Below are 24961 nucleotides of genomic sequence, written 5' to 3' on the forward strand. Positions count from 1 at the left end.
TCGTCTTGCAGAACCCTGGCGGCGCCCGAACCAACCCCCTGGGGCGACCGTCCCAGAAGAAGCGCACCAGGCCGATCAGGAAAGGGAGGTGGCCTGTCATGCCCTACACCGAGGTTGCCGGTGAACGCGTGCCCATCCGCATGTGGGCCGACCCGGACCGGGTCGAGGCCCAGGCGATGGAGCAGCTGCGCAACGTCACCCGGATGCCCTGGATCCACGGCCTGGCCGTGATGCCCGACGTGCACTACGGCAAGGGCGCCACGGTGGGCTCCGTCATCGCCATGCGTGACGCCGTCAGCCCCGCCGCCGTCGGCGTGGACATCGGCTGCGGCATGACCGCGGTGCGCACGGACCTGACCGCCGAGCGGCTCCCCGACGACCTGGGCCGCCTGCGCTCGGCGCTGGAGGCGGCGATCCCCGTCGGGTTCCACGCCCACGACGAGCCGGTCGACCCCGAAACGGTGCCCGGCCTGCGCAGCTCGGACTGGGGCCGGTTCTGGAGCGGCTTCGACGACCTCGCCGAGTCCGTGCACCCGAGGCTGACCAGGGCCCGTCGCCAGATGGGCACCCTCGGCGGCGGCAACCACTTCCTGGAGGTGTGCCTGGACGACGACGGCGCGGTCTGGCTCGTCCTGCACTCCGGGTCGCGCAACATCGGCAAGGAACTGGCCGACCACCACATCGGCAGGGCACGGTCCCTGGCGCACAACCAGGGCCTGGTCGACCGCGACTTGGCGGTGTTCCTCGCCCGCACGCCCGAGATGGCCGACTACCGCCGCGACCTGTTCTGGGCCCAGGACTACGCGCGGCGCAACCGCGACGTCATGATGGGCCTGGCGTGCCGGACCCTGGCCGACCAGATCCCGGGCACCGGGTTCGGGCAGTGGATCTCCTGCCACCACAACTACGTGGCCGAGGAGACCTACGACGGTGTGGACGTGCTGGTCACCCGCAAGGGCGCCATCCGCGCGGGCAAGGGCGACCTCGGGATCATCCCCGGTTCCATGGCGACCGGGACCTACATCGTGCGCGGTCTGGGCAACCCGGCCTCGTTCAACTCCGCCTCGCACGGGGCGGGCCGCCGGATGAGCCGGACCAAGGCCCGCAGGACCTTCACCAGGGCGGACCTGGAGGAGCAGACCAGGGGCGTGGAGTGCCGCAAGGACATCGGTGTCGTGGACGAGATCCCCGGCGCCTACAAGGACCTGGAGTCGGTGATCGAGGCCCAGACCGACCTGGTCGAGGTGGTCCACCGCCTGCGCCAGGTGGTGTGCGTCAAGGGCTGACCGGCGCCGGGGCGCCCCCGCGCGGGGCGGGGCGCCCCGGGTGGTCCATCCTGGAGGTGTGACCGCCACACCTCCTCCGCGCCTGGACGCGGTGATCCTCGCCGGAGGCGCCGCCCGCCGCATGGGCGGCGCCGACAAACCCGGTCTGGCCGTCGCGGGACGCACGATGCTGGAGCGGGTCGCCGACGCGGTCCGCGCCCACGTCCCGGACGCCCGCGTCATCGTCGTCGGCCCGCCCCGGGAGAGCCCGCCCGCGCTCTACGTCCGGGAGGATCCCGCCGGTTCGGGGCCGCTGTCCGCCCTGCGGGCCGGGCTCGCGTACGTGCGGGCGCCCCGGTTCGCGCTGTTGGCCGCCGACCTGCCGTACCTGACCGCCGCCCACCTGGCGGCCCTGTCCGACGCGCTCTCCGAGGGCGACACCGGGGCCGTGTACGTGGACGCGGGAGGTCGCGCGCAGTGGCTCACCGGGGTGTGGCGCACCGCGACCGTGCGCGCCGCGCTCGCGGGGTACGAGGGCCAGTCCCTGTACCGGCTGCTCCGCCCGCTGCACCCCCGTACTCTCGCCCTGCCCGGCGGCGACTTCGACTGCGACACCCCCGAGGACCTCGCCCGCGCCCGACGCGACCTCGAACGGGACGCCCCGACCGACCTCTGACCCACCGTGCCGTCCGGCCGACGGTTCCGCGTCAGCGCGGAGGACGGGCGGTCGTGGCCTGGGCGTGATCGTCCCGGTGTCCGGCAGGCCGCTCCCGCCCATATCGGCGTGCCCACCCCCACCAGCGCACGTGCGGAGTGCCGGACCCTTGGGCCAGGATGTCCGCCATGACGTTGACTTCCTCCCGGCCCTGAAGGGACCGGGACTCCGACCGGGCCAGGCGGCCCGGTGGCGCTGCTTGCCTCACGGCTGCAGCTGGTTCCTGCTTCATCGACATGGCACCCCAGAGGTCTCCGCAGGCTGGCACGGTTCACCCCGATAAGGAGCTAGTCCATCCGCGCGCAAGGGTGTTCTGGGCCGCGTTCACGTCCGCGTGAGCCGTGTGCCCGCACGACGTGCACCGGAAGCTCGCTTGGCTCTCGCGAGACTTCGGGTCCACATACCCGCACGGGTGACAGGTCTGCGACGTGTACGCGGGATCGACCTCCACGATCCGGGTCCCGGTCCGCCGAGCCGCGTTCTGACAGGCGAGCTTGAAGCCATGCCACCCCTTGGCGAGGATCGCCCGGTTCAACCCCGCCTTCTGACGGACATTGCGCCCCGGCGCCTGGGCGGTGCCCCGGGCCGAGGCGGTCATGTTCGTGGTGTTGAGCCCCACCCAGCCGACGCACGCGTCGGCCGCCCAGCTGTCCCGGGCGGCCTCCTCCGGTGACGCCGGGCGGCGGGCCAGGGGAACAGCCGCGCTCGTGTCGGCCGCCGCCAGGACGGGCGACGTCGAGCTTCTGCGCGACGTGCTCACCGAACGCGTCGCGCGGCTGCGCGCCGACCGCGATCCCGTGCGACGGGAGCTGCTGAAGGCGCTGTGCCGGGTGCGTCCCGTACCGCTGGCCCGGGCGGCCGGACTCCTGGACACGGACACCCCCGGCGCGGGCGTCCTCGACCGGCTCCTCGACCACACCGTGACGGCCCGCGACACCTCCGCGGGCACCCGACGGGCGCTGCGCGACCTGGCCGCGCGGCTGCTGCGGCATCCGGACACCTCGCCGGAGGACGCGGTCCGGCGCTGGGGCGTGGAGGTGTACGCCCGGCTGGCCGAGGCGTTCGGCGCCGACGGGTTCGGCGAACCCGACCGGCCCCGGCACGGGACGCCCTGGTGGTCGCGCCCGCGCAGAACCCGGACGGGCACCCGACCGGAGCCCCATCTCGACCAGGTCCTGCCGCCGGGCTGCGAGCAGGACCTGTACCGGCGGCTCGTCCCGTACCTGGACGCGGCACGCGACCGCGGCGACCACGCGGTCCTGGCCCGGCTGGTGGAGGAACTGGGCGGCAGGGCCGTCCGCCTGGGTGATGCGTTCCGGCGCCGCATGGCCGGTGTGCTCCTGCACGACCCCGCCTCGCGGGACGCGGACCGCGCCGCCCGGCTGTACCTGGCCGGACGCCGATCCCACGCCTACGAACTCTTCGCCCAGTACCCCGAGTCCGTGGCCGTTCCCGCCGTGTGGCGGCTGCTCGTCCGCACGGTGTACCCCGGACGGACGGTCCGGCGCCTGGCCATGGCGGGGCCGCCCCGACCGGACGAGGGGCGGGCGTGGGTCCCGGAGGTCACCGGTGCCCTCGCCTGGAACTGGCCGGATGAGGCGCGTGAGTGGGTCGGCGGGCATCTGGCGGCGGTCGCCGCCGACCCCGGGGGCGCCCCCGACGACCGGGAGGCGGCCGTACGCCGACTCGGCCGCCTCCCCAGGGCCGTCGACCGGCTCGCCCCCTTCCTGGACGGCGACGACATCGTGCTGCGCGAGGCCGCCCTGGGCGCGCTCGGCGGCTGCGACGAGCCCGAACGCGCGTTGGAGACGATCCTGGCCCACAGCGACGGCCCCCAGTCCAGGGCGGCCGGACCCGCGCTGTCGCGGTGCGCCCTGCGCGTGGCGCCGTCGCGCCTGGGGCCGATCCTCACGGCGGCACTGGAGGGCCCGGCCAAGGTGACCGTGCGCAGGGCAGCCGCCCGCCTGCTCGAACACCACCGCCCGCCGGGCGCGGTCGAGGCGCTCGCCCGCGTGCTCGGCACCGACGGCCTGCACCGGGACGTGCGCGCGGCGGTCGCGGGCGCCCTCATGCGCGCCTGCGACCGTCCGTCCGCACTGGCCGCCCTGGCAGGGCACGCCCCCGGGTTCACCGACGAGGAGACCCAGACCGCCGTGCTCGGCACCGACCCCCTCACGTGCCCCCCTGACCGGCGCGCACGGGCGGCGGAGACGGTCGCCTCCCTTCCTCCGCCGGAGAGGCCGAGCCCGCGGGCGCTCAGGAGGGCGCAACGGTGGGCGCCCTGGCGGGAGGGCGCGCTCGACGCGGTCATCGGGCGGATGTGCGACCCGGACAGCCCCTGGGAGCTCACGGTGGGCGCGTTCACCGAACTCGTGCGGCGGGGCCGGGGCAGGGACCGCTTCGGCGAGGCCGCCACCCGGTTGCTCGCGGCGGTTCCCGGCCCGGAGCACGGGGTCGCGACGACCACCCTCCCCCGGGCGGACACCGCCTACCACCGGTTGGCCGGGGTGGTCTCACTCCTGGCCCGGCTCCGCCGTACCTGCGACGAGGGCGACGCCGTGGTCCGTGAGCAGGCCGACCTGGTGTTCGCCAGGCTGGCTGAGCGCCCCGAGTGCGCCCACCTGGCCGTCGGACTGGTGGTGGCCGTGCTCGGGGACGGTGTCCGCCGAGCGGACGGAGCCCCCTCCGCGTCGTGGTTGGCCAGGCGGCTGACGCTCGCGGCCCGGCTGCTGGCCGCCGCCCCCTCGTGGCGGGAGAGGGATCTGCACCGGTTGGCCACGGCCGTGGTCGGCTACGGCGGTGATCCGGCCGTCGTCCCGGAGGTGCTGGAGGCCGCGCTGCGGGAGGTGCGCGCGGCGGCCGTCGGGGCGGACGGCCGTGCCCGGACGGTGACCGGGCTGCTGTACGTGGAGCTGGTCGGGAGGCTCGGCGGCGTCTCGGCGTGGGCCGAGCCCTGGCCGGAGCTGCTCGCCCTCGCCGGGGGGATCGGTGACGACGCGGTACGGCACGAGGCGTGGCGGACCGCGGTCGGGTGAACTCCGGGTGGGGGCGCGTGGACGGCGTCCCCACCCGGGACCGGCCCGGGAGGGTCAGCGGTTCCGGTACTCGTCCATGGGGACGACCTCGCGCAGGAAACCCCGCATGTCGAGGAAGTTCGACAGGTACTCGCGGTGTTCGTCGCAGGCGGTCCACACCTTGCGGCGGTCGGGCGTGTGCAGCTTCGGGTTGTTCCACACCAGCGCCCAGACGGCGTCCGCCTGGCAGCCGCGGCGGGAGCAGCGCGGCTCCACGGCCGGATTACCCAATTCTGACCCCCAGGGGAATACGCGGCCCGAATGGTCAAGCCGTGGTCACGATCGGTCGTCATCGCCGGAACCGGCAAAGAAAAGGCGACGCCGGGTGGCTACGGGGGCAAACCACCCGGCGTCGCTCACGATGTTCCGACGGGGGCTCGAAACATCGCCGCGCGCTCCGACGGGGGACCGAAGCGCTAGAACCCAATGTACACCGAGGCCCCCCGGGGTACGTCAAGAGTGAGTTACGACGTTGTCTCGGGAGAGTCCCACCGGGTGAGGGTCTTAAGTCCCAGGTCAGGAGCAATCTGACACTTCGCGTTGATTCCGCTTCTTTGTCGGTGGAACGGTGCCGGAGAGGGGTCAACACCGTGTTGGGGCGGGGTGCGGGACACGCCCGGGAACGGCAAAGCGGTACGACCGGGTTCCCGGGCGCGGACGGTGGTACGGAAGAGCGTTCGGTGTGGCGCCAGGGGAACACGGGGAGGCAGGGACACGGGGGGTCGCGTTCGCGCGACCGGGCAACGGACAACGCAGGGGGTCGCTCATGTCCCACCACACGTACCGCGTCACGGAGATCGTCGGAACCTCGCCGCAGGGGGTCGACCAGGCCATCCGCAACGGTATCGACCGGGCCTCGGAGACGCTCCGGGGCCTCGACTGGTTCGAGGTCACCGAGATCCGCGGGCACATCGAGGACGGCGTGGTCGCGCACTACCAGGTCGGCATGAAGCTCGGCTTCCGTCTGGAGGACTGAGCGGCGAGCCCAGCGGGGTCCGGGCGGCACGTCCGGGCCCGCAGAGCCGTGTCCGGCCGGTTCCGGGCCCGCCTGCGGGGCGTCGTCGGTACGGGCGTTCGGGGGCCGGGGCGGTCCCCGAACCCCGGTCCGGGAGGTCCGCTCAGCCCGCGTCGGCGGGGTCGGCGCCGCGCTGGACGTCGACGTGCACGTGGTCCAGGTGGCGCAGGATCTCGTTGTCGGGGTCCGCCGCCTCGTAGTCGCGCCAGCCCAGGGACGGGTAGAAGGTGCTCCAGATCCGGTCGTCGAAGATGATCACGGCCACGTCGTAGTCGGGCGCGTGCGCGATCAGCCAGTGCGCCATCACCCATCCCGCGCGCCGGTTGTCCTCGCTCACCGGCCGGTAGAAGACGTCGATCGCCCGGCCCTCGTAGTGCGCCGAGTCGTCGCCGTGCCCGGTGTCGTAACCGCCGGGGAAGAACCCGCCCAGACTCAGGCCGGTGAAGACCTCCTCCATGCCGCCCCGGAGGTTCTCCGCGCGCGCGGTGAGCCCGGACGGTTCCAGTTCCTCCTGGACCTCCAGGCTCTGGTCGGCGGTGGAGGTGCAGGTGAGCGACGGCCCGGGTGCCCCGGTCGGCCCCTCCTCCAACACGGCCAGCACCTGCGGGGGGATGTCGCCGGTGTCGGGCGCCTCAACGGGGGCGGCGTCCCCCTGGACGGCGACCGCGGCGGCGGTGGTGGCGCGCCGTGCCTGGTCCCGGTCGAGGGGGAAACGCTCCTCGCCCACCCACGCCGAGCACTCCGGTCCCCAGGGCGCCGAGACCCCCTGTCCGCCGGTGCGCTCCACCACCCAGCGCGCGGCCAGGACGATGACGACCGTCAGGGCCGCCAGGATCGCCACGGAGACGACCAGTCCGTTCCAACGACCCGGCCACCGCGATGCGTCCGCCATCTCCCCACACTCCACACTCGTGTGCCGGGCCCGGACACGGACCCGGCACAGGGACACCAGTAGATCCTCAACCACGGAGGGGGCCCGCGCATTTCCGCCGTTGCCGACTCATTCCGCGGACCGTGCGTTCCGTTGACGACGGTGAGGGGGCGGTTGGGCGTCTGTGACCGGCGACGAGTCCTTGTGCCCCGGTGGGAGAGGGCGCGGCGGTGGAACGCACGAGGCCCCGTCCGGACGGAAGCGTCCGGACGGGGCCGTGAACCGTGCTTGGCGCCGCGCGCTCAGCCGCGGGGGGACGTCACGGGCACAGGGCGTCCAGGTCGCTGGGGTCGGCGCCGACCTGGCGGCCGGGGTCGGCCGGCTCGGGCTCGTCCAGACCGGTGTAGTCCTGCCACTCGGTCCGGTCGTCCTCGGACGCGGTGCCCTCGGCGTCCTCCGCCGACGGGGAGGGGGAGGGGTCGGCGGGCAGCACGTCGCCCTCCGCCTGCCCGCCGATGGCGTTCGCGACCAGGGCACGTACGGCATCCCAGTCCGGGCTGGCCGTGTTGACCTGGGGCGGGGAGAGCTGGAGGGTGCTCATCGAGCCGTCACCGGTGACCGTGTCGGCGAGCTCGATGAACGCGGGGACCTTGGTCTGGGGGATGTCCGTGCTCAGTGTGCGCTCGGTCGCGCCGGCCAGCCGCCGGTAGCTGGTCAGGATGGTGGCCGGGTCGACCTGCTCGGCCACATACTTGATCATGCAGCCCTGGCGGCCCATTCGGCCGTAGTCGTCGGAGAGGACCCGGGACCGTCCGTACCAGAGCGCCTCGTGGCCGTCGAGGCGCTGGAGACCGGGCTCCAGCACGCCGCCGTGCACCCCGTAGGGGATCGGCTCCTCGATGAGGACCTCGATTCCCCCGACCGCGTCGATCAGGTCGCGGAAGCCCATCATGTCGACCATGGCGTAGTACTTGACGTCCAGGCCGATGTTGTAGCCGATGACGGTCTTGAGGGTGTCGGCGGACGGGTCGGCCACGGTGGGGTTGATCGCCAGGGCCCCCGGGTCCTCGGCGACCGTCTGGTAGACCTCGTTGAGCAGGTCGTCGAAGCCGTACGGGGCGGGGTAGCGCTCGGCCAGGGCGCTCTCCGGGGGGAACTGCGCGTTCTCCAGGTTGCGGGGGAGGCCGATGAGGACCGTGTCACCGGTCTCGGTGTCGATGCTGGCGACCATCATCGAGTCGGTCCGCGCACCGTAGCGGTTGTCCGCGGAGTCGGCGCCGATGAGCAGGACGTTGATCCGCTCGGCGCCGTTCCAGGGGTCGGCGGCGTCGTGCGGTTCGTCCTCGGGCTGGGGCGCGCCGAAGACCGCGGACAGCGTGCGCTGCGTCGTGTACCCGCCGTGCAGGGCCAGGGCCGCGGGCAGGGCGACCGTCAGGCACAGGGCGGTGACGACCACCGCGCTGAGCAGCCGTCGGCCGAGCGGGGCCTCCTTGGGCCGGGTGATCGCCCAGGAGTGCACGATGATCGACAGCCACAGCACCGTCACCGCGAACACCGTGACCATGGCTCCCATGAGCCACCTGTTCTGGACGGCCATACCGGCGAGGATCGCCGCGGTGCTGGTGTCGTTGGCCGAGAGCCACAGTCCCCAGCCCACGAGCGCGACGATGCCCAGCAGGTAGGTGCCCAGGATCACCAGGCCCGCCCGCCGGAACCCCATCCGCAGGTGCGCCACGCCCGGCAGGGGGAGCGACGCCGCGGTCCACAGCAGGGCCCGTCCTGTGCCCGGTTGTGCGGGCGCCTCTTCCCGCTGGTCTTCTTCGGCTGCCACCGGCGATTCCTCTCCAGCCGCGGGGCGGAGACCTCCGCCCCATGTGGTCGCGTCCGCCGCGGTCGCCGGGCGGAGGACGCGCTCGCGGCGCCCGGGGATCGGCCCGAACGCCTTCGTCACGTGCACGTACGAGGGCGCGGCCCCGTTCCCTGGGGACGTTGTTCGCGCCTTCGGACAGGTCACACGGGTCGTGCGTGCGGGCGTGGGGGGCGGCTGCCCTCCGCGCGGGCGCGCGACGTACCCATGAGTTCAGTGTGGCGCTTTGCCGGACTTGTGTGCACGGTCGCTGCCTCATTAGGGATGTTCTATACAAGTCTGTTATGTGGTGGTGAGGTCGCCGGTGGGGGGTTGGGGGCTGCTTTCGGGCCGATCAAAGGGGTGAAAGCGTCGTTTTCTTTCTCGATCAGTAGTGAACCGGCGCGACAACTGCGATGATCTGGCCGCAGGAGGGGGCGTCACCCGGGGGAGAAGGGTGGCGTCATGGGAATGAAAGGCACCATCGTGCTCGATGCGGTTGACGCGGCGCTGATGCGCGCGTTGCAGGGGGACGGCAGAGCGACGTTCCAGGCGCTGGCGGACGGGGTCGGCCTGTCCCGGACGGCGGTGCGCGCCAGAGTGCGCCAGCTCGTGCACTCAGGCGCGATCAGGATCGTGGGGGTCCTCCACGCCGGCGTCGTCGGCATGGAGGTTCTCGGCCACGTCTCCTTCCGGGTGAACGGGCCCGTGGGTCCGTTGATGGAGGCCCTGGACGAGCGTGAGGCCGTGACCTTCGCCGCGCACTCGGCCGGGCGTTTCCCGGCCGTCGCGCAGGTGAGGGTGGCCGACGACGGGGCGCTCACCAAGGAACTGGCCGAGCTGCGCGCGCTGCCGGGGGTGGACGGGGCGGAGGTCTTCCGGGCCAACGCCGTGTTCAAGGACGCCCACAGCAGTGTGCGGGAGCTGAGGGACGTGGAGCTGGACGCCCTGGACTGGCGCCTGGTGCGCCAACTGCTCAGGGACGGCCGGGCCTCGTACGCGGACCTGGCACGCCAGGTGGGCCTGTCCCAGGCGGCGGCCCGTTCCCGGGTGGTCCGGCTGCTCAACTCGGGCGTGGTGCACGTCACCGCGATCGTGGAGCCGTCGGCTGTGGGGGCCAACGAACAGCTCGGCTTCGGTCTGCGGTGTCGGGGGGACGCCGAGGCCGTGGGCGCGGCGCTGGCCAACATGCCCCGTGTGTCCTTCCTGGCCAGCGGTTTCGGGCGCTACGACGTGGTGGGAACGCTCACCGCGCCCGACCGCTGCCAGCTGGTGGAGGCGCTGGAGGCGGTCCGGGTCGCCCCGGGGGTGGCCCACGTGGAGACCTGGGACCACCTGTCGGTGCGCAAGGAACGCCGCGGGGGTGAGCGCCCGGCGGGGTGGGTCCCCGTCTGACCCCGTGCCGGAACCCGGCGCGCGCGTCTTCGGGGTCGCGGTCCCGGGTGTGCGCGCCCGGCGCGGCCCTGAATGTAACCGCCGGTAACATTTTTACGTGTTTCCGGGGTGTATGTCTTGCGTCACGCTTAAGTTACCCGTGAGTATGGAGACGGGTCGGCGCGAGCCGACCGCACCAGGCGCGGGTGTAGTGGGAGGCTGACGTGGCGCTTGCGAGGACGTTGACGGCGGTGGGCACGGCGGCTCTGGCCAGGAACGGAGGCCGCCCGTTCGGGACGCACCTGTTCTCGGTCTGGCCGGGGGCGGCGTTCGCCGCGACCGCCTTTCCGGTGCGCTGCGTCCCGGGGGACAACCTGGCCATCCACGTGGCCGTCGCCCAGGCCCCGACCGGCTCCGCGCTGGTCGTGGACGTGTCGGGCGAGCCCGAGTACGGATACGTGGACGAGATCATCGCCGTGGCCGCGCGCACGCGCGGCGTCGTGGGCATCGTCCTCGACGGCTGCGTGCGCGACATCGCCGCCATCGCCCACAGCGAGCTGCCGGTCTTCGGCGCCGGGGTCGCCGTGCGCGAGGCCGGGCACGATGCCGGAGGGGCGGTCGGGCAGCAGATCAGCATGTCGGCCGCCGGCGGCCCGGGTCCCCTGCCCGTCCGCCGCGGTGACTGGATCGTCGCCGACGACGACGGTGTGGTGTGCCTGCCGCGCGGCCAGGTCAGCGCGATCATCGCCGAGACCGTGAGCGGCATCACCCGCGACCGCGCCATCGTCGACGCGGTGCACGCGGGGGAGAGCACCCTGGACCTGCTCGGCCTGGACCCCTCGCGGGTCTCGGGCTGGGAGGGCGCGGCCGACCGCGACGCGGTGCGGGGCGCCGGGCGCGGGCGCTCCCGCACCGCCCGTCTCGACCAGGCCGCGCGCGGGGCGGACGGGTGTTCGTCGCTCCGGCCCGGCGTCGCGGCGTCCCGGCGGGTCGCGGGCGACGTCTACGGCGGCGACTGACGGCCGCGGAGCGCACGCGCGGTTCCGGGTGTGGGGCCCGGGTGTGGGGCCCGGGACCCGCCGGGGGCGGGCCCCGCCTCACTCCTCGGCGAGGGAGAGCAGCTCGTCGATGTAGCAGGTCGCCTCACGGGCCGCCGCCGTCGCGTCGGCCGCCCGGACCGCCTCGACCAGTTTGGAGTGGTCGATGCCCTCGGCGGCCGTGGAGGGCTGCCCCGTGGCCTCCTCGTTCTGCTCGTAGGCGGTGTGCGCGATGCTCGCGTAGACCACCTGTGCGATGTCGTCGTACAGGTCGATGAGCAGGGTGTTGTGTGTGGCGTTGACGACAGCCCGGTGCAGGGTGAAGTCCGCCTCCACGAACGCGCTCATGTCGCGGGCCCGCCATGCCTCCTCGCGCAGGTCCATGGCGCGGTCGATGTCGGCCATGTCCTCGTCGCTGTGGCGCAGCGCGGCCAGCCGTGCGGCCTCGACCTCCAACGCGCGGCGGACCTCCAGGTTCTCGCGCAGCCGCGAGCGCTCCAGGCGGCGGCGCAGGGCCCCGCCCAGTTCGCTGGAGGCGCGGACGAAGGTCCCGGCGCCCTGGCGGATCTCCAGCAGACCGGCGTGGGCGAGGGCGCGGACGGCTTCGCGGACGGTGTTGCGGCCGACCTCGAGCTGTTCGGAGAGCTCCGACTCGGTGGGGATGCGGTCGCCCACGCCCCACTCTCCCGAGTCGATCTGGGCTCGTAACTGACTGATGACCTGGTCCACGAGACCGGTCCGGCGTGTCGAGGCGAGGGGCACGCTTTTCCTCCTAGGGGCGGGTCGCCGGATGACAGGGCGAGTGCGCGTGTTCGGATCGGTTAGGCGGGAGCTTAGACCAGTCGGAGCGAGGAATCGTCGGTGAACGGCAATGCGTTATCCTCATGAAGCACATTGGGTCATCCTATGAATTTGTGAGGCACTTCGCATGGGCGCCGCGCCAGCTCCACTGAAGACGCCGACGAGCGGTCACCCGGTCCGGGAGACCGCTCCTTCGCGTTCCCGGTGGGCGGTTCCCCTGCTGGTCGCGGCCGGTATCGGACTGGCCGCCCTCAATCTGCGCACCGCGATCACCAGCGTGGGCCCCGTGCTCGACGAGGTGACCGCGGGCCTGGGCATGACCGCGGTGGGGGCGGGCGTCCTGACCACGCTTCCCGTCCTGTGCTTCGCCCTGTTCGGCGGCCTCACCCCGACCCTGGCGCGCCGCCTGGGCGACCACCAGCTCCTGGTGTACGCGCTGGTGGCGCTCGTGCTCGGCCTCGTCGGGCGCGCCGCGGCGCCCGGACCCCGGACCTTCCTGACACTGAGCGTGGTCGCACTGGCCGGTGGCGCGATCGGAAATGTCATCCTGCCCGCCCTCGTCAAGTACCACTTCCCCCACCGGGTCGGTCTGATGACGACGGTGTACACCACCGCTCTCGCGGCCGGGACCGCGATCGCCGCCGCCGCGACCGTTCCGCTGGAGCGGACCACGGGGGACTGGCGGATCGCCCTCGGCTCCTTCGCCCTGTTCGGGGTCGTGGCCGTCCTGCCGTGGCTGCTCGTCCTGCGGCACGGCCGCCGCGGCGGCCGCGGGGGGCGCGAACTGGGCGTACGCGAGGTCCTGGGCACCGCCATCGGCTGGCAGAGCGTCCTGTACTTCGGGACACAGTCCTCGGTGGCCTACATCATGTTCGGCTGGTACGCGCAGATGCTGCGTGACCAGGGGATGGACGCCCAGACCGCGGGACTGGTCCTGTCCTACCTGGCCACGCTCGGCGTCCCCATGTCGCTGGTCCTGCCGACCCTGCTGACCCGCGTGCGCGACCAGCGCCCGTTCGTCGGCGTGTTCGCCCTCGCCTACCTCATCGGCCTCGGCGGCATGTGGATCTCCCCGATGTCCGGCGTGTGGGTCTGGACGACCTTCATCGGCGTGGGCATGGGCAGCTTCGTCTACGCCCTGACCGTCTTCGCGCTGCGTACCCGCACCGGTGAGGGCACCGCCGCCATGTCGGCGTCCAGCCAGAGCCTGGGCTACCTCATGGCGGGGGCCGGGCCCTTCCTGTTCGGCCTGCTGCACGAGCTCTCCGGCGGCTGGCGCGCACCGCTGGCCCTGGTGCTCGGCCTGGTCGCGGTCAACGTGGGCGTCGGCCTCCTGCTGGGCCGCCCCCGCTACCTGGAGGACGCCATCGCCGAGCGGGAGACCCGGCGGGCGGCCGGTTCCCCGGCCTAGGGGCGGTCGCTCCGGGGGTGCCGTCCGGGCGCCCGAACGGGACGGCCCCCGCGATCACCGGCGGCGTGTCGGCCCAGGGCCGGCTCCGGTCGGGGCCGTGGCCCACCAGCCCGCTGGCGTCGGTGAGTCCGATCCCGCTCCCCGCCCCTCGTCCGGGGCGGTGAGCCAACGGGCGGTGGCGCACCGTACCGTACCCCTACGAAACGCGGATCGTTCTCCCAGAGCCGGTTCCCGCTGTCCGGTCGAGTGTTCCCGCGACGGCCAGGGCCACGGACCCCACCCCGGCGGAGAGCGCGAAGACGACCGGATAGCCCGTCAGCAGGCCCGCGGCGAGCACGGCCCCGGCGACGCCGAGCAGGGCGGACGTGCCCAGCGAGTCGAGCACCTGGAGCGCCGAGCTGTGACCGCCCTGCTCGTCGGGGGAGGACAGGGACAGGACCGTCGACGAGATCCGCGGATACGCGACCCCCATGCCCGTCCCCATCAGGACGCACCCGAGGGCGAGGCCCGTGAGGGGAAGCAGCCCGCCGACGAACCCCAGCACCGCGACCGGACCGCACAGGACGAGCGCCGCGGCCGGCCACAGCGGGGCCGGCCGGTCCCCCGGGCGCTCGACGCGACGCCCCTGGATCCAGGCCCCCAGCGCCCAACCGAAGGCGCCGACGGACACGACGAGCCCGGAGAGGGCCGGCGGGTGGCCGAGGCCGTGCTGGAGGTAGAGGGCGAGACAGACGTCGGTGACCGCGACCGTCCCGCCCAACAGGCCGCGCAGGGCGATCCACCGGGGTACGCCCGCACTCGCGCGGAACGTGCCCCTGGGCACCAGGCGGGTCGCCGCGAGCGCCAGCACGACCACGCTGAGCGCGGTGCCCGCCACGAGCTCCGGCAGCGGCCGCTGTCCGCTGACGTGCAGTCCCACGACGGCCGCCGCGGCGGCGACGGACCAGAGCGCGCGTCGGTCCAGTGGTCCTCCGGGGACCGGAGTGAACGGGATCCGCAGCACGGGTCCGGCCAACACGGCCAGGGAGGCGGCCGAACCCGCCAGGACCAGGACGAACACCACACGCCAGTGCAGTGCCTCGACCAGGACCCCGCTGAGCAGCGGTCCGATGACCGAGGGCAGCAGCCACGCGGCGGTGAGCAGGCCGAACACCCGCGGACGCAGCTCCTCGGGGACGCCGCGCGCGATGACCACGTACAGGACCACGGAGTCGATACCGCCGCCGAGGCCCTGGAGCAGGCGCCCGAGGACGAAGACCCCGATGTTCGGGGCCGCGACGCACAGCGCGATACCGGTCAGGAAGACCGTGCCCCCGACGAGCAGGGGCCGGGCGGGTCCGCTCCGGTCCGTCCAACCGCCGCCGACCGCCATGCCGATCAGCCCGGTGGTGAGGGTGGCCGCGAAGGCCAGGGCGTACCACCGGTCGGCGGACAGGTCCCGCACGACCACGGGCAGGGCGGTGGTGACGGCGAAGGACTCGAAGGCGATACAGGTCATCAGACCCAGGACACCGGCCAGGAGGGATCCGCTGCCCCGCCGCCACAGGCGGGCGGGGGACGGTGCCGGGCGTGTTCCGGTCATCGGGGCCGCACCTCGTCCCCGACCACCAGGGCGATCTTGCCCCGCCCGTGCCCGGTCTCCACGTCCCGGTGCGCGGCCGCCGCTTCGGAGAGCGGAAGCGTGCGCCGGACGGTGACGTGGAGCCTTCCCCGGGAGCACAGGCCGAGGAGCTCCCGCAGACGTGCCGCCGACCGGTCGCTCCTGATCCACCGGCAGCCCAGGCTCCGGGCGAGGGCCATGTCGACGATCGTGCCGATCCTGTCGCGGTCCGCCACCAGGCGCGCCGCGGTGCGGAGGTTGTCGTGCCCCGCGGTGTCGAAGGCGGCGCCGATGCCTTCGGGGGCGGCCTTCCGGATGTGTTCGAGCTGGTCGGCGCCGTACTCGACCGCGACGGCGCCGAGGGAACGCACGTACTCCAGGTTGGCCGGGCTCGCGGTGCCGACCACCCGTGCGCCGCGTTCGACCGCCAGTTGGACGGCCATCGAACCCACCCCGCCCGCCGCGCCGTGGACCAGCAGGGTCTCCCCGCGCGCCACGCGCAGGAGTTCGAGCGCGGTGTGCGCGGTCTGCCCCGACGCGGACAGGGCCCCGGCGACCGGCCAGGGAACCCCCGCGGGCTTGTGCGCGACCTGGTCCGCGGGCACGGCGACGTATTCGGCGTAGCAGCCCAGGACCCGGAACCCCGCCACCTCGTCGCCGGTGGCGAAGCCAGCGGTCGCGGGGCCGACCTCCTCGACCACGCCCGCGAACTCGTTGCCGAGGATCTGCGGGAACCCGATCACGGCGCCCGGGGGAACCCACCCGCCCCGGATCGCGGCGTCGGTGGGCTGCACGCCCGCCGCCCGGACGCGCACCAGCACCTCTCCGGGGCCCGCGGTCGGCCGGGGCAGGTCTCGCTCGGTGAGCAGGTCGGCGGGTCCGAAGCGGTCGATCGCGGCGGCTCGCATCGTGGTCATCGGACGGCCTCCCCGGCGCCCAGGAGCGCGAGCAGTTCATCCTCGGAACGGTGTCCGCTGAGCGCACGGCCTCCGCTGACGAAGGTGGGGACGGACCTGATTCCGCGCTCGACCGCGGCCTGGTGGTCGGCCTCGACCTCGGCGCGCAGGCCGTCGCCCGCCAGGAGGCCGTCGACCTCCGCGCCCCCGATTCCCCAGCCCGCCGCCAGCCGCCGCAGCGCGGCGTGGTCGGTCAGATCGTCGTTGGCGACCAGGTGGGCGGCGAAGGCGTCGTCCCACGCGGCGTGGGCGTCCACACCGCGGGCGGTGGCGTACTTCAGCAGCCGGTGCACGGGGCGCGAGTCCATGCTCAGGGCCCCGTCCATGTCGATCGTCAGCCCTTGGGCCCCGGCGGCGGTCGCGACCCTGGACCGGATCGCCTCCCACCCCCTCTCGTCCACGCCCCACGAGGTCAGGGCCGCCTCGCGGACGGTCCGGGGCGCTCCCTCCCGACCCGCGGGCTCCAGCAGGAAGCTCCGGTGCTCCACCACGACCTCCCGGTCGAGGCGGTTCAGCACGGACCGGAGTCGCCGGTGCCCCATCCAACACCACGGACACCGGATGTCGGCCCACACGGTGATAGCCGTCGTCACGTTCGCTCACTCTCCCTTGCGCGATCGGTACGACGCCCAGCAGACTTCATCAAGTGAACTTGATGTCAAGCCATCGACCAGGGGGGTGACGGGTGCCACAACTGGATCCCGATCTGCTGTGGCTCAAACCGGGCCAGGTCGCCGATCGGGCGGGGGTCGCGGTGTCGGCGCTGCACTACTACGAGAGCCTCGGCCTCATCCGCAGTCGGCGCACGGCCGGAAACCGCCGCGAGTACCGCAGGGACACGCTTCGGGCCATCGCGTTCATCCGCACGGCCCAACGCCTGGGCATCTCGCTGAGCCGGATCAAGGAGGCCCTGGACCAGCTCCCCGAGGAGGGGCTGCCGACCAAGCGGGACTGGGCCCGGATCTCGCGGCAGTGGTACGACGAGCTGACCGAGCGCATCGAGGATCTCACCGCGCTGCGGGACCGGTTCTCCAACTGCATCGGCTGCGGGTGCCTGTCGTTGACCGCCTGCCCCTACTCGAACCCGGACGACGTCCTGGGCCGGGAGGGGACGGGGGCGCTCCGCTTCCCGCGACGGTCAGGGACGTCGTCGCCGTGACGGGCAGAACGGCCGGTGGCTGGCCGGGGCGACCACGATGAACACGGACAGGGGCCAGATCACGGCCGCGACCAGGAGGGACAGTCCCCAGGTCGCGGGGGTCACGACCGGCAGATCGCCGACGACCCGGCGGAAGAACGCGCGGTTGTCGCGGCACGGCGCGCACTCGGTGCCGGGGTCAGGACCCAGTGCGCGTTCGGCCTCGAGGTGGAAGAGCAGCGCCGTCACGGCACCGGCGGTGAGGTAGGCGTACAGGAAACCCACGTCACCTCCCCCGGGCCGGGAGGGTGAGGTCCGGGGTGTTCCTGGGGCGGGGGCGCATGGATCCTTCCGAAGGGGCCGTGGGCGCAGGCGTGGCCGCTGGCGCGGGCCCGGGCATCCTATGCGCCCATCTCCGAGGGACGCGCGGCCGGGGCCGGTATCCCGCCCGCACGGTGCGGATCCCGAACGGGGCGGGCCTGCCGAGCCGTGCTCACCGACGGGCGGCCAGTACCGCCGCGAGGCCTTCCCGCAGATCCTTGACGAAGTACCCGGGAACCTCCAGCGACGGGAAGTGTCCCCCGCGCTCGGGCGACCTCCAGCGCACGATCCGCCGGTACCGCTCCTGTGCCCAGGGGCGCGGACACTTCTCGATGTCGCGGGGGTACATCGTGACGGCCGACGGGACGTCGACCCGGAGGTCGGGGTCGAGCGAGTCGTGGCTTTCGTAGTAGATGCGGGCCGCCGATGCGCCGGTCCGCGTCAGCCAGTAGAGGGTGACGTCGTCGAGAATCCTGTCCCTGGCGATCGTCTCGAACGGGCTGTCCTCGGTGTCCGACCACTCGGCGAACTTGTCGAGGATCCAGGCGAGCAGCCCGACCGGCGAGTCGACGAGCGCGTAGCCGATGGTCTGCGGCCGGGTCGCCTGCTGTTTGGCGTACGCCGCGCGGTGGCGCCAGAAATCGCGGGTCTGCTCGGTCCACGTGCGCTCGACCGCCGTCAGCCCGTCCGTGGTCAACCCGGGCGGCGCCTCGGCGAACGTGGTGTGGATGCCCAGGACGTGCGCCGGGAACCTGCCGCCGAGAACCGTGGTGATGTTCCCTCCCCAGTCGCCGCCGTGGGCGACGAACCCGCCGTAGCCCAGCCGTCCCATCAGTTCCACCCACGCGGCCGCGATCCTCTCGGTCCCCCACCCGGTGGCGGACGGTTTGTCGCTGTAACCGAAGCCGGGGAGCGAGGGCGCCACGACGTGGAACGCCGGCGCGTCCGCGTCGTCGGGATCGGCCAGTTCGTCCACGACGTCGGTGAACTCGGCGACGCTGCCCGGCCAGCCGTGCGTCAGGAGCAGGGGCGTGGCGTCCGCGCGGGCGGATCGGCGGTGCAGGAAGTGGATTCCCAGATCGTCGATGGTCGTGCGGAACTGGCCGATCCGGTCGAGGCGGGCTTCGAACGCGCGCCAGTCGTACCCGGTGCGCCAGTAGTGCACGAGGTCGGTGAGGTCGGCGAGGGGAACGCCCTGGGCCCATCGGCGGGGGCCGGGTTCGGCGCGATGGACCGTCTCGGCCTCCGGCAGCCGCGCCGCGGCCAGCCGGGCGCGCAGGTCGTCGAGATCAGCGTCGGTCGCGCGGGCTTCGAACGCGTGCACGTCACTGGTGGGACGGGGCATGGGACCTCCTGGCCCTAGTGGAACCGGCTAAGACGGTTCTAACATGGCGTCATGTCCGCCGGCAACCGGCTATGGTGGTTCCATGCGTGCTGGGTTCCCTGACTTCCGCCTCGGTAGCGTGCTGGCGACCAGCTTCACGGCGACTCTGACGGAGCGCCGCGGCGACGCCGTGGAGCGCATTCCCACACCGCGGCGACTCGCCGACTGGCTGGCGGTGAACGGCCTCGCGGTGGACTCCTGCACCACCGCCCAGCTCGACCTCGCCCGGGAGCTGAGGGAGTCGATCCACGCCGCCGCGACGGCGGCCGCGGTCCAGGACGCCCTTCCCGCGTCCGCCGTCCGGGTCATCAATGACCGCAGTGCCCGGGGCCGGGCCGCGGCGGTCCTGACACCCGGGGGTGAGCGGCGTTGGCGGCTCGGCTCGGCCTCCGGTGTGGAGGACGCCCTCGGCGTGATCGCCGCCGATGCGATCAGCGTCATCTCGGGCGAACGGGACGGAAGGCTGGCCCTGTGCGCGTCACCCACCTGCCGAGCCGCCTTCTTCGACACCAGCCGAAGCCGCACCCGCAGATGGTGCGACATGAACACGTGCGGGAACCGCCAGAAGAAGGCGCGCTTCAACGCCAACCAGCGTAAGAACCCCCGGCCGGCGGAGTGATCGTGGTGTTCGGTGCGTCCGGGCGGCCCCCGCGCCCGCGACGCGTCCGCCGCGTCCTCGGACACGCCCTGCGGGTTGCGCGGTCGGCGCGGGGCGACTGGCCCACCCTGGAGCGGGCCGTCCTCGACGCCGGACCCGTGCACGAGGTCGTGCACGTCGTCGGTTGGGACGGGCTGGTGGAGGCCCGCCCCGGGGCCGCGGCGGGCCTCTCCCGCCTACGGGACGCGCTGCTGCGCGCGTGGGGCTCGCCGGTCCTCACCCCGAACGACTCGCCGGAGAGCCTCGACGTGGCCATCGCCCTGCACGACGTGTCCTCGGCACGCGGGCTCCACCGCCTGCTGGGGCGGGAGCTGGGTTTCCCGGACATGTACGGACACAACTGGGGCGCGTTCCGGGGCGCGGTCACCGGACTGGTGCGGCTGCCGGGACCCGTCCGCCTCACCGGCTGGTCGCACCTGGTGCGCGTCCTCCCGGACGACGCGCGGGCCCTGCGGGAGCCGCTGGAGTGGTACGCGGCCGAGTCCGACCTCAGGCCATCGCTCCGTCTGGTGTGCCAGGAGTGAGGGGGAGGCGGCGGGTGGAACCTGGTGGGTCCCACGGGTTCACCCGCCGCACACCGCCCTCGCGGGATCGCGAACGCGCGTCCGGTCGACCCGCTCCGAACCGCGAGGACGTCAGCGGATCGGCAGGCCGGTGATGGTACGGCCGATGATCAGCTTCTGGATCTCACTCGCCCCCTCGAAGATGGTGAAGATCGTGGCGTCCCGGTGCCACCGCTCCACCGGGTAGTCGCGGGTGTACCCGTTGCCGCCGAGGATGCGCACGGCGTTCTGGGTCACGAACGTGGCCGTCTCACTGGCGTAGAGCTTGCTCATGGAGCCCTGCGCGCTGTCGAAGTCCTTGCCGTTGCGGGCCATCCACGCGGCCCGCCAGACCAGCAGGCGCGCGGCGTCGATGCGGGTGGCCATCTCGGCGAGGGTGAAGGCCACCCCCTGGTTGTCGCCGATCGGCCGTCCGAACTGCTCGCGCTGCGTCGAGTACTCCAGCGCGTACTCGTAGGCGGCCCGGGCGCAGCCGACCGCCATCGCCCCGACGGTCGGGCGCGAGGCCTCGAAGGTCTTCATCGCGGCCTGGCCCTTGGAGCGCCTGCCCTCGCGGGCGCGCGCGATCCGCTCGTCGAGCTTCTCCTTGCCGCCCAGCAGGCACGCCCCCGGGATCCGCACGTCGTCGAGCACGACCTCGGCGGTGTGCGAGGCGCGGATGCCGTGCTTGGCGAACTTCTGCCCCTGGCTCAGGCCCGGCGTGCCCGGCGGCACGACGAACGTCGCCTGTCCGCGTGAGCCGAACTCCGGCTCCACCGAGGCGACGACGACGTGGACGTCGGCGATGCCGCCGTTGGTGGCCCACGTCTTGGTCCCGTTGAGCACCCACTCGTCCTTGGCCTGGTCGTAGACGGCCCGGGTGCGGATCGCCGACACGTCGCTGCCCGCGTCGGGCTCGGAGGAGCAGAACGCGGCGAGCTTGACGTCGTCGGCCGTACCGAACATCTGCGGGGTCCACTCCAGGAGCTGCTCCTGGGTGCCGTTGGCGGCCACGGACACCGCGGCCAGACCAGTGCCGGTGATGGCCAGGGCGATGCCCGGGTCGCCCCAGTACAGCTCCTCGAAGGCGACCGGGATTCCCAGGCCGCTCGGTTCCAGCCACTGGTTCGCGAAGAAGTCGAGGGAGTACAGGCCGATCTTGGCGGCCTCCTGGATGATCGGCCAGGGCGTCTCCTCCCGCTCGTCCCACTCGGCGGCGGCGGGGCGGATGACGTCGGCGGCGAACCCGTGTGCCCAGTCCCGGACGTCGCGAACGTCCTCGCTCAGTTCCAGGCTGAAGGCGGGCGCGGTGGCCTCACTCATGCGCTTACATCCTTCTGTGGTCCCTCCCGGGGGAGGGTCGACCGTTAGGTGTTACCAACGGTAACAGGGAGTCTGGGCGGGCACAATCACCGGCCTCGGGCCACGGACCCCTCCCGGCCGGAACAGCCGCGGACGGAGGGGGCCGAAGTGTCGGAGCCGCGCCCTAGGGTCGGGCCATGACCGACCGCACCGCTTTGGCCCCGTTGCTGTTCTTCGAGTACGACCACGACCCGGGGAACCACTGCCTCCTGCTGACCGACACCGCCATGCTGGACACGCGCGACGTCCTGGAGGAGCACGGCTACGACGCCGGCGGCTACGCGTGGACCGGCGTGGCCAGGTCCGCCGTGCGCATGCGCGCGCCGGACCTGGAGGGGCGCTTCGGCTACGACCCGGAGGCGGGGATGTTCGTCGCCTTCGGCGGGGACGAGGAGGCCCTGCGCCGACTCGGCGCCCTGCTCCACGAGGCGTTGCACGACCGTGCGGTGCTCGCGGAGTTCGTCGCGGCGGGCGACCCGGACTGGTTCGACTGAACCGGCGGCGGCCACGGCCGCCGCCCGCACACGCGTGGGGCCGGTGCGCATCGAACGCGCACCGGCCCCACGCGTGTGCGGGTCAGTCCCTGCCGTGCTTCTCCAGGAAGGTGTAGACGTCGTGCTCGTCCACGCCGGGGAAGGTCCCCGAGGGGAGGGCGGACAGCACGTGGGAGTGGGCTCGGGCCGACGGCCACACGTTGCCCTCCCAGCGGGCGGTCAGGTCGGCGGGCGGCCGGACGCAGCACTCCCCCGACGGGCAGTTGGACTGGGTGCGGTTGGTGGTCTCGCGACCGCGGAACCAGCGCGACTCCTTGTAGGGCACGCCCAGGGTGATCGCGAAGTTGCGCTCCCGGCTGGGGTCGACGTGCGCCACGCACCAGTGCGTCCCGTTGGGCTTGTCGGTGTACTGGTAGTAGATCGAGTACCGGTCCGGCGAGGCGAAGACCTGCCGCCCCGACCACTGGCGGCACATGCGCTGGCCCTCGATCGCCCCGGTGTCGTCGGTGGGGAAGACCAGGCCGTCGTTCTCGTAGGCCTTGTAGATGATGCCGGTCTCGTCGTTGCGGATGAAGTGGCAGACCAGGTCCAGGTGCCGGTGGGCGAGGTTGGTGAACCGGTGCGCGGCCATCTCGTAGGAGACGGAGTAGACGTCGCGCAGGTCCTCCACCGACAGGTCGCGGGCCTGCTTGGCCTCCTGGAGGTAGGTGACGGCGGTGGACTCGGGGATGAGGACGGCGGCCGCGAAGTAGTTGGCCTCCACGCGCTGGCGCAGGAAGTCGCCGAAGTCCTTGGGCTGCTGGTGGCCCAGGATCACGTGGCCCAGGGTCTGGAGCAGGATCGTCCGGGGGCTGTGCATGCCGAGCGAGGTCTCGCGCTTGAGGTAGATGCGCCGGTTGACGTGGTCGGTCAGGGAGCGCACCGACCGGGGCAGGTCCTGCACGTACCGGAGGGTGAAGCCGTGGTGGGTGGCGATCGCCAGGATCTGGCCCTGGGAGAGGGCGCCCGCGCTGTAGTTGACGGCGGCCAGGGTCTCGGCCGCCGCCTTCTCGATCTGCTCGAAGTAGTTGCCGCGCTCGCGCATCTGGCGCCGCAGGTCGGCGTTGGCCCGGCGGGCCTCCTCGGGGGTGGCGGTCGGCTTGGCGCTGCGCCGCTTGAGTTCGTCGTACAGGCCCACGATGTGTTCGAGCACGTCGTTGGGGACCCGCTTGCCGACCTTCAGGTGGGGGAGGTTGAGCTGCTGGTAGAGGGAGTCGCGCTGGGCCTCCTCGACCGCGATCTCCAGCTGCGCGCGGCGGCTCGGCGGCTGCCTGGACAGAAGTTCCTCGACCGAGACGTTGAGGGCGGAGGCCAAGGACGTGAGAAGGGAGAGCTTGGGCTCGCGTTTGCCGTTCTCCAGCAGGGACAGCTGCGAGGGGGCGCGGCCGACACGTTCTCCCAGGTCAGAGAGGGTCATTCCACGCGCGCGGCGCAGATGACGGAGTCGCTGGCCGAACGTGACGAGATCTAGGTCACCTGTCAAAGACGGTATTTCTTCAGCACCAAAGTACGCCATGCGTTCATAGTACGGAAAGAATCAAGCTTCTTCGCACGGTTTCGAGTGGAAAACCTGTGGATCTTGCTCAAGAATCATAGTTACCGGCGGGGAACTTACCGCCCAGGGCTCACCCCCGGCGGCCCTGGATCGGACTCCCTCGACCGGTGCGAAGACCTTGGGGACTACACGTAAGGCGGGATCGAACATGGGCACCAGCGCTCGACGACAGGAAGCCAGCGCCGAACTCCAGCGCGACTGGGAGACCAACCCCCGGTGGGCCGGTATCGAGCGCACCTACTCCGCCGACGACGTGGTCAAGCTCCGCGGTTCCGTCCAGGAGGAGCACACCCTGGCCCGCCGCGGCGCCGAGCGCCTCTGGGACCTGCTGCACACCGAGGACTACGTCAACAGCCTCGGCGCCCTCACCGGCAACCAGGCGGTCCAGCAGGTCCGCGCCGGCCTGAAGGCCATCTACCTGTCCGGCTGGCAGGTCGCGGCCGACGCCAACCTCTCCGGCAGCACCTACCCGGACCAGAGCCTCTACCCGGCCAACTCCGTCCCGGCCGTGGTCCGTCGGATCAACAACGCGCTCCTGCGCGCCGACCAGATCACCTGGGCCGAGGGTGACGACACCGCCCCCGAGTGGCTCGCACCGATCGTGGCCGACGCCGAGGCCGGCTTCGGCGGCGTCCTCAACGCCTACGAGCTGATGAAGGGCATGATCGCCTCCGGTGCGTCGGGCGTCCACTGGGAGGACCAGCTCGCCTCCGAGAAGAAGTGCGGTCACCTGGGCGGCAAGGTCCTCATCCCGACCGGCCAGCACGTCAAGACGCTGAACTCCGCCCGCCTGGCCGCTGACGTCGCCGGTGTCCCGTCCCTGGTCATCGCGCGGACCGACGCCCAGGCCGCGACCCTGATCACCAGCGACATCGACGAGCGCGACCAGCCCTTCATCACGGGCGAGCGCACCGCCGAGGGCTTCTACCGCTTCCGCAACGGTGTCGAGGCCTGCGTGGCCCGCGGTCTGGCCTACGCCCCGCACTCCGACCTGCTGTGGATGGAGACCGCGACCCCCGACCTTGAGGTCGCCCGCCAGTTCGCCGAGCGCATCAAGGCCGAGTACCCGGACCAGATGCTCGCCTACAACTGCTCGCCGTCCTTCAACTGGAAGCGCCACCTGGACGACGCGACCATCGCCAAGTTCCAGCGCGAGCTGGGCCACATGGGCTACAAGTTCCAGTTCATCACCCTGGCCGGCTTCCACTCGCTGAACTACTCGATGTTCAACCTGGCCAAGGGCTACGCCCAGAACGGCATGACCTCCTACGTCGAGCTGCAGGAGGCCGAGTTCGCGGCCGAGGCCCAGGGCTACACCGCCACCCGCCACCAGCGCGAGGTCGGCACCGGGTACTTCGACGCGATCAGCACGACCATCTCCCCCGAGGCCAGCACCACGGCTCTCACCGGCTCCACCGAGGAAGACCAGTTCTCAGCGGCTCACTGAGTAGGTCTTCGTTCCCTGACGGTCGTCCCTCCCCGCTTTCGTGGCTGGGGCGGGGC

Annotated in this window: 24 protein-coding genes; 12 read left to right on the forward strand and 12 right to left on the reverse strand. The window is 72.6% G+C overall.

What is annotated here, in order from left to right:
- The first annotated feature begins 98 nt into the window (after positions 1–98).
- Both ACTVAJ_RS02670 and mobA read left to right on the forward strand, forming a co-directional pair.
- Entirely contained in the window at positions 99–1286 is a 1188-nt protein-coding gene (locus tag ACTVAJ_RS02670) for an RtcB family protein (RefSeq protein WP_470386397.1), read from the forward strand.
- A 58-nt stretch (positions 1287–1344) separates the two neighbouring features.
- Positions 1345–1941, forward strand: a complete 597-nt coding sequence (gene mobA, locus ACTVAJ_RS02675) for a molybdenum cofactor guanylyltransferase (protein ID WP_470386398.1) — start codon at positions 1345–1347, stop codon at positions 1939–1941.
- A 310-nt stretch (positions 1942–2251) separates the two neighbouring features.
- Here the strand turns inward: mobA and ACTVAJ_RS02680 are convergent, their stop codons facing one another.
- Positions 2252–2578 (reverse strand): zinc ribbon domain-containing protein, encoded by a 327-nt coding sequence (locus tag ACTVAJ_RS02680; protein ID WP_470386399.1) that lies wholly within the window; start codon positions 2576–2578, stop codon positions 2252–2254.
- 10 nt (positions 2579–2588) lie between these two features.
- Between ACTVAJ_RS02680 and ACTVAJ_RS02685 the strand changes: the two genes are divergently transcribed.
- A complete protein-coding gene (locus ACTVAJ_RS02685) occupies positions 2589–5015 on the forward strand; it encodes a HEAT repeat domain-containing protein (protein ID WP_470386400.1) in 2427 nt (808 codons plus the stop codon).
- A 54-nt stretch (positions 5016–5069) separates the two neighbouring features.
- Here the strand turns inward: ACTVAJ_RS02685 and ACTVAJ_RS02690 are convergent, their stop codons facing one another.
- Positions 5070–5285: a hypothetical protein gene (locus ACTVAJ_RS02690; RefSeq protein WP_470386401.1), complete on the reverse strand. Its 216-nt coding sequence runs from the start codon at positions 5283–5285 to the stop codon at positions 5070–5072.
- A gap of 535 nt (positions 5286–5820) precedes the next feature.
- Here ACTVAJ_RS02690 and ACTVAJ_RS02695 point away from each other — a divergent pair.
- A complete protein-coding gene (locus ACTVAJ_RS02695; RefSeq protein ID WP_470386402.1) occupies positions 5821–6030 on the forward strand; it encodes a dodecin in 210 nt (69 codons plus the stop codon).
- Positions 6031–6172: 142 nt separating this feature from the next.
- Here ACTVAJ_RS02695 and ACTVAJ_RS02700 read toward each other — a convergent pair whose 3' ends face one another.
- Positions 6173–6961 (reverse strand): VldE C-terminal domain-containing protein, encoded by a 789-nt coding sequence (locus tag ACTVAJ_RS02700; protein ID WP_470386403.1) that lies wholly within the window; start codon positions 6959–6961, stop codon positions 6173–6175.
- Positions 6962–7259: 298 nt separating this feature from the next.
- A complete protein-coding gene (locus ACTVAJ_RS02705) occupies positions 7260–8771 on the reverse strand; it encodes an LCP family protein (RefSeq protein ID WP_470386404.1) in 1512 nt (503 codons plus the stop codon).
- Between the two features lie 501 nt (positions 8772–9272).
- On the opposite strand from ACTVAJ_RS02705, the gene ACTVAJ_RS02710 reads away from it, so the two are divergent.
- Positions 9273–10181: an Lrp/AsnC family transcriptional regulator gene (locus ACTVAJ_RS02710; protein WP_470386593.1), complete on the forward strand. Its 909-nt coding sequence runs from the start codon at positions 9273–9275 to the stop codon at positions 10179–10181.
- Positions 10182–10411: 230 nt separating this feature from the next.
- Positions 10412–11179: an RraA family protein gene (locus tag ACTVAJ_RS02715; RefSeq protein ID WP_470386594.1), complete on the forward strand. Its 768-nt coding sequence runs from the start codon at positions 10412–10414 to the stop codon at positions 11177–11179.
- Positions 11180–11257: 78 nt separating this feature from the next.
- Here ACTVAJ_RS02715 and ACTVAJ_RS02720 read toward each other — a convergent pair whose 3' ends face one another.
- Positions 11258–11959: a FadR/GntR family transcriptional regulator gene (locus tag ACTVAJ_RS02720; RefSeq protein WP_470386405.1), complete on the reverse strand. Its 702-nt coding sequence runs from the start codon at positions 11957–11959 to the stop codon at positions 11258–11260.
- A 166-nt stretch (positions 11960–12125) separates the two neighbouring features.
- Here ACTVAJ_RS02720 and ACTVAJ_RS02725 point away from each other — a divergent pair, with 166 nt between their 5' ends.
- Positions 12126–13409, forward strand: coding sequence for a CynX/NimT family MFS transporter (locus ACTVAJ_RS02725; RefSeq protein ID WP_470386406.1), 1284 nt, complete (start codon positions 12126–12128; stop codon positions 13407–13409).
- A 196-nt stretch (positions 13410–13605) separates the two neighbouring features.
- Here the strand turns inward: ACTVAJ_RS02725 and ACTVAJ_RS02730 are convergent, their stop codons facing one another.
- Genes ACTVAJ_RS02730 through ACTVAJ_RS02740 form a run of 3 tightly spaced genes read right to left on the reverse strand, consistent with a single transcriptional unit; the run spans position 13606 to position 16558 of the window.
- Positions 13606–14991: an MFS transporter gene (locus ACTVAJ_RS02730; protein WP_470386407.1), complete on the reverse strand. Its 1386-nt coding sequence runs from the start codon at positions 14989–14991 to the stop codon at positions 13606–13608.
- A complete protein-coding gene (locus ACTVAJ_RS02735) occupies positions 14988–15917 on the reverse strand; it encodes an NADP-dependent oxidoreductase (RefSeq protein WP_470386595.1) in 930 nt (309 codons plus the stop codon). Before ACTVAJ_RS02735 ends, ACTVAJ_RS02730 begins: the two co-directional genes overlap by 4 nt.
- Before the next feature lie 5 nt (positions 15918–15922).
- Positions 15923–16558, reverse strand: coding sequence for a DsbA family oxidoreductase (locus tag ACTVAJ_RS02740; protein WP_470386408.1), 636 nt, complete (start codon positions 16556–16558; stop codon positions 15923–15925).
- A gap of 92 nt (positions 16559–16650) precedes the next feature.
- On the opposite strand from ACTVAJ_RS02740, the gene soxR reads away from it, so the two are divergent.
- Positions 16651–17124 (forward strand): redox-sensitive transcriptional activator SoxR, encoded by a 474-nt coding sequence (gene soxR / locus ACTVAJ_RS02745; RefSeq protein WP_470386409.1) that lies wholly within the window; start codon positions 16651–16653, stop codon positions 17122–17124.
- On the opposite strand, the gene ACTVAJ_RS02750 is transcribed toward soxR, so the two are convergent.
- Positions 17104–17388 carry a hypothetical protein gene (locus ACTVAJ_RS02750; RefSeq protein ID WP_470386410.1) on the reverse strand — a complete coding sequence of 95 codons (285 nt, stop codon included), beginning with the start codon at positions 17386–17388 and terminating at the stop codon, positions 17104–17106. The genes soxR and ACTVAJ_RS02750 overlap by 21 nt on opposite strands.
- 208 nt (positions 17389–17596) lie before the next feature.
- Complete coding sequence (locus ACTVAJ_RS02755; protein ID WP_470386411.1) at positions 17597–18769, reverse strand: epoxide hydrolase family protein; 1173 nt, start codon at positions 18767–18769, stop codon at positions 17597–17599.
- Positions 18770–18851: 82 nt separating this feature from the next.
- Between ACTVAJ_RS02755 and ACTVAJ_RS02760 the strand changes: the two genes are divergently transcribed.
- The gene (locus tag ACTVAJ_RS02760; protein WP_470386412.1) at positions 18852–19427 is read left to right on the forward strand and encodes a CGNR zinc finger domain-containing protein; all 576 of its coding nucleotides are present in this window, start codon (positions 18852–18854) and stop codon (positions 19425–19427) included.
- A 2-nt stretch (positions 19428–19429) separates the two neighbouring features.
- Positions 19430–19990: a barstar family protein gene (locus ACTVAJ_RS02765; RefSeq protein ID WP_470386413.1), complete on the forward strand. Its 561-nt coding sequence runs from the start codon at positions 19430–19432 to the stop codon at positions 19988–19990.
- Between the two features lie 111 nt (positions 19991–20101).
- Here ACTVAJ_RS02765 and ACTVAJ_RS02770 read toward each other — a convergent pair whose 3' ends face one another.
- Positions 20102–21331 carry an acyl-CoA dehydrogenase family protein gene (locus ACTVAJ_RS02770; RefSeq protein ID WP_470386414.1) on the reverse strand — a complete coding sequence of 410 codons (1230 nt, stop codon included), beginning with the start codon at positions 21329–21331 and terminating at the stop codon, positions 20102–20104.
- A 176-nt stretch (positions 21332–21507) separates the two neighbouring features.
- On the opposite strand from ACTVAJ_RS02770, the gene ACTVAJ_RS02775 reads away from it, so the two are divergent.
- The gene (locus tag ACTVAJ_RS02775; protein WP_470386415.1) at positions 21508–21864 is read left to right on the forward strand and encodes an immunity 51 family protein; all 357 of its coding nucleotides are present in this window, start codon (positions 21508–21510) and stop codon (positions 21862–21864) included.
- An 82-nt stretch (positions 21865–21946) separates the two neighbouring features.
- Here ACTVAJ_RS02775 and ACTVAJ_RS02780 read toward each other — a convergent pair whose 3' ends face one another.
- Positions 21947–23386 (reverse strand): helix-turn-helix domain-containing protein, encoded by a 1440-nt coding sequence (locus ACTVAJ_RS02780; RefSeq protein WP_470386416.1) that lies wholly within the window; start codon positions 23384–23386, stop codon positions 21947–21949.
- A 220-nt stretch (positions 23387–23606) separates the two neighbouring features.
- On the opposite strand from ACTVAJ_RS02780, the gene aceA reads away from it, so the two are divergent.
- Positions 23607–24905, forward strand: a complete 1299-nt coding sequence (gene aceA, locus ACTVAJ_RS02785; RefSeq protein ID WP_470386417.1) for an isocitrate lyase — start codon at positions 23607–23609, stop codon at positions 24903–24905.
- Positions 24906–24961 lie beyond the last annotated feature (56 nt).

This window comes from Nocardiopsis sp. KDC1DS13DA1 (genome assembly GCF_055632325.1).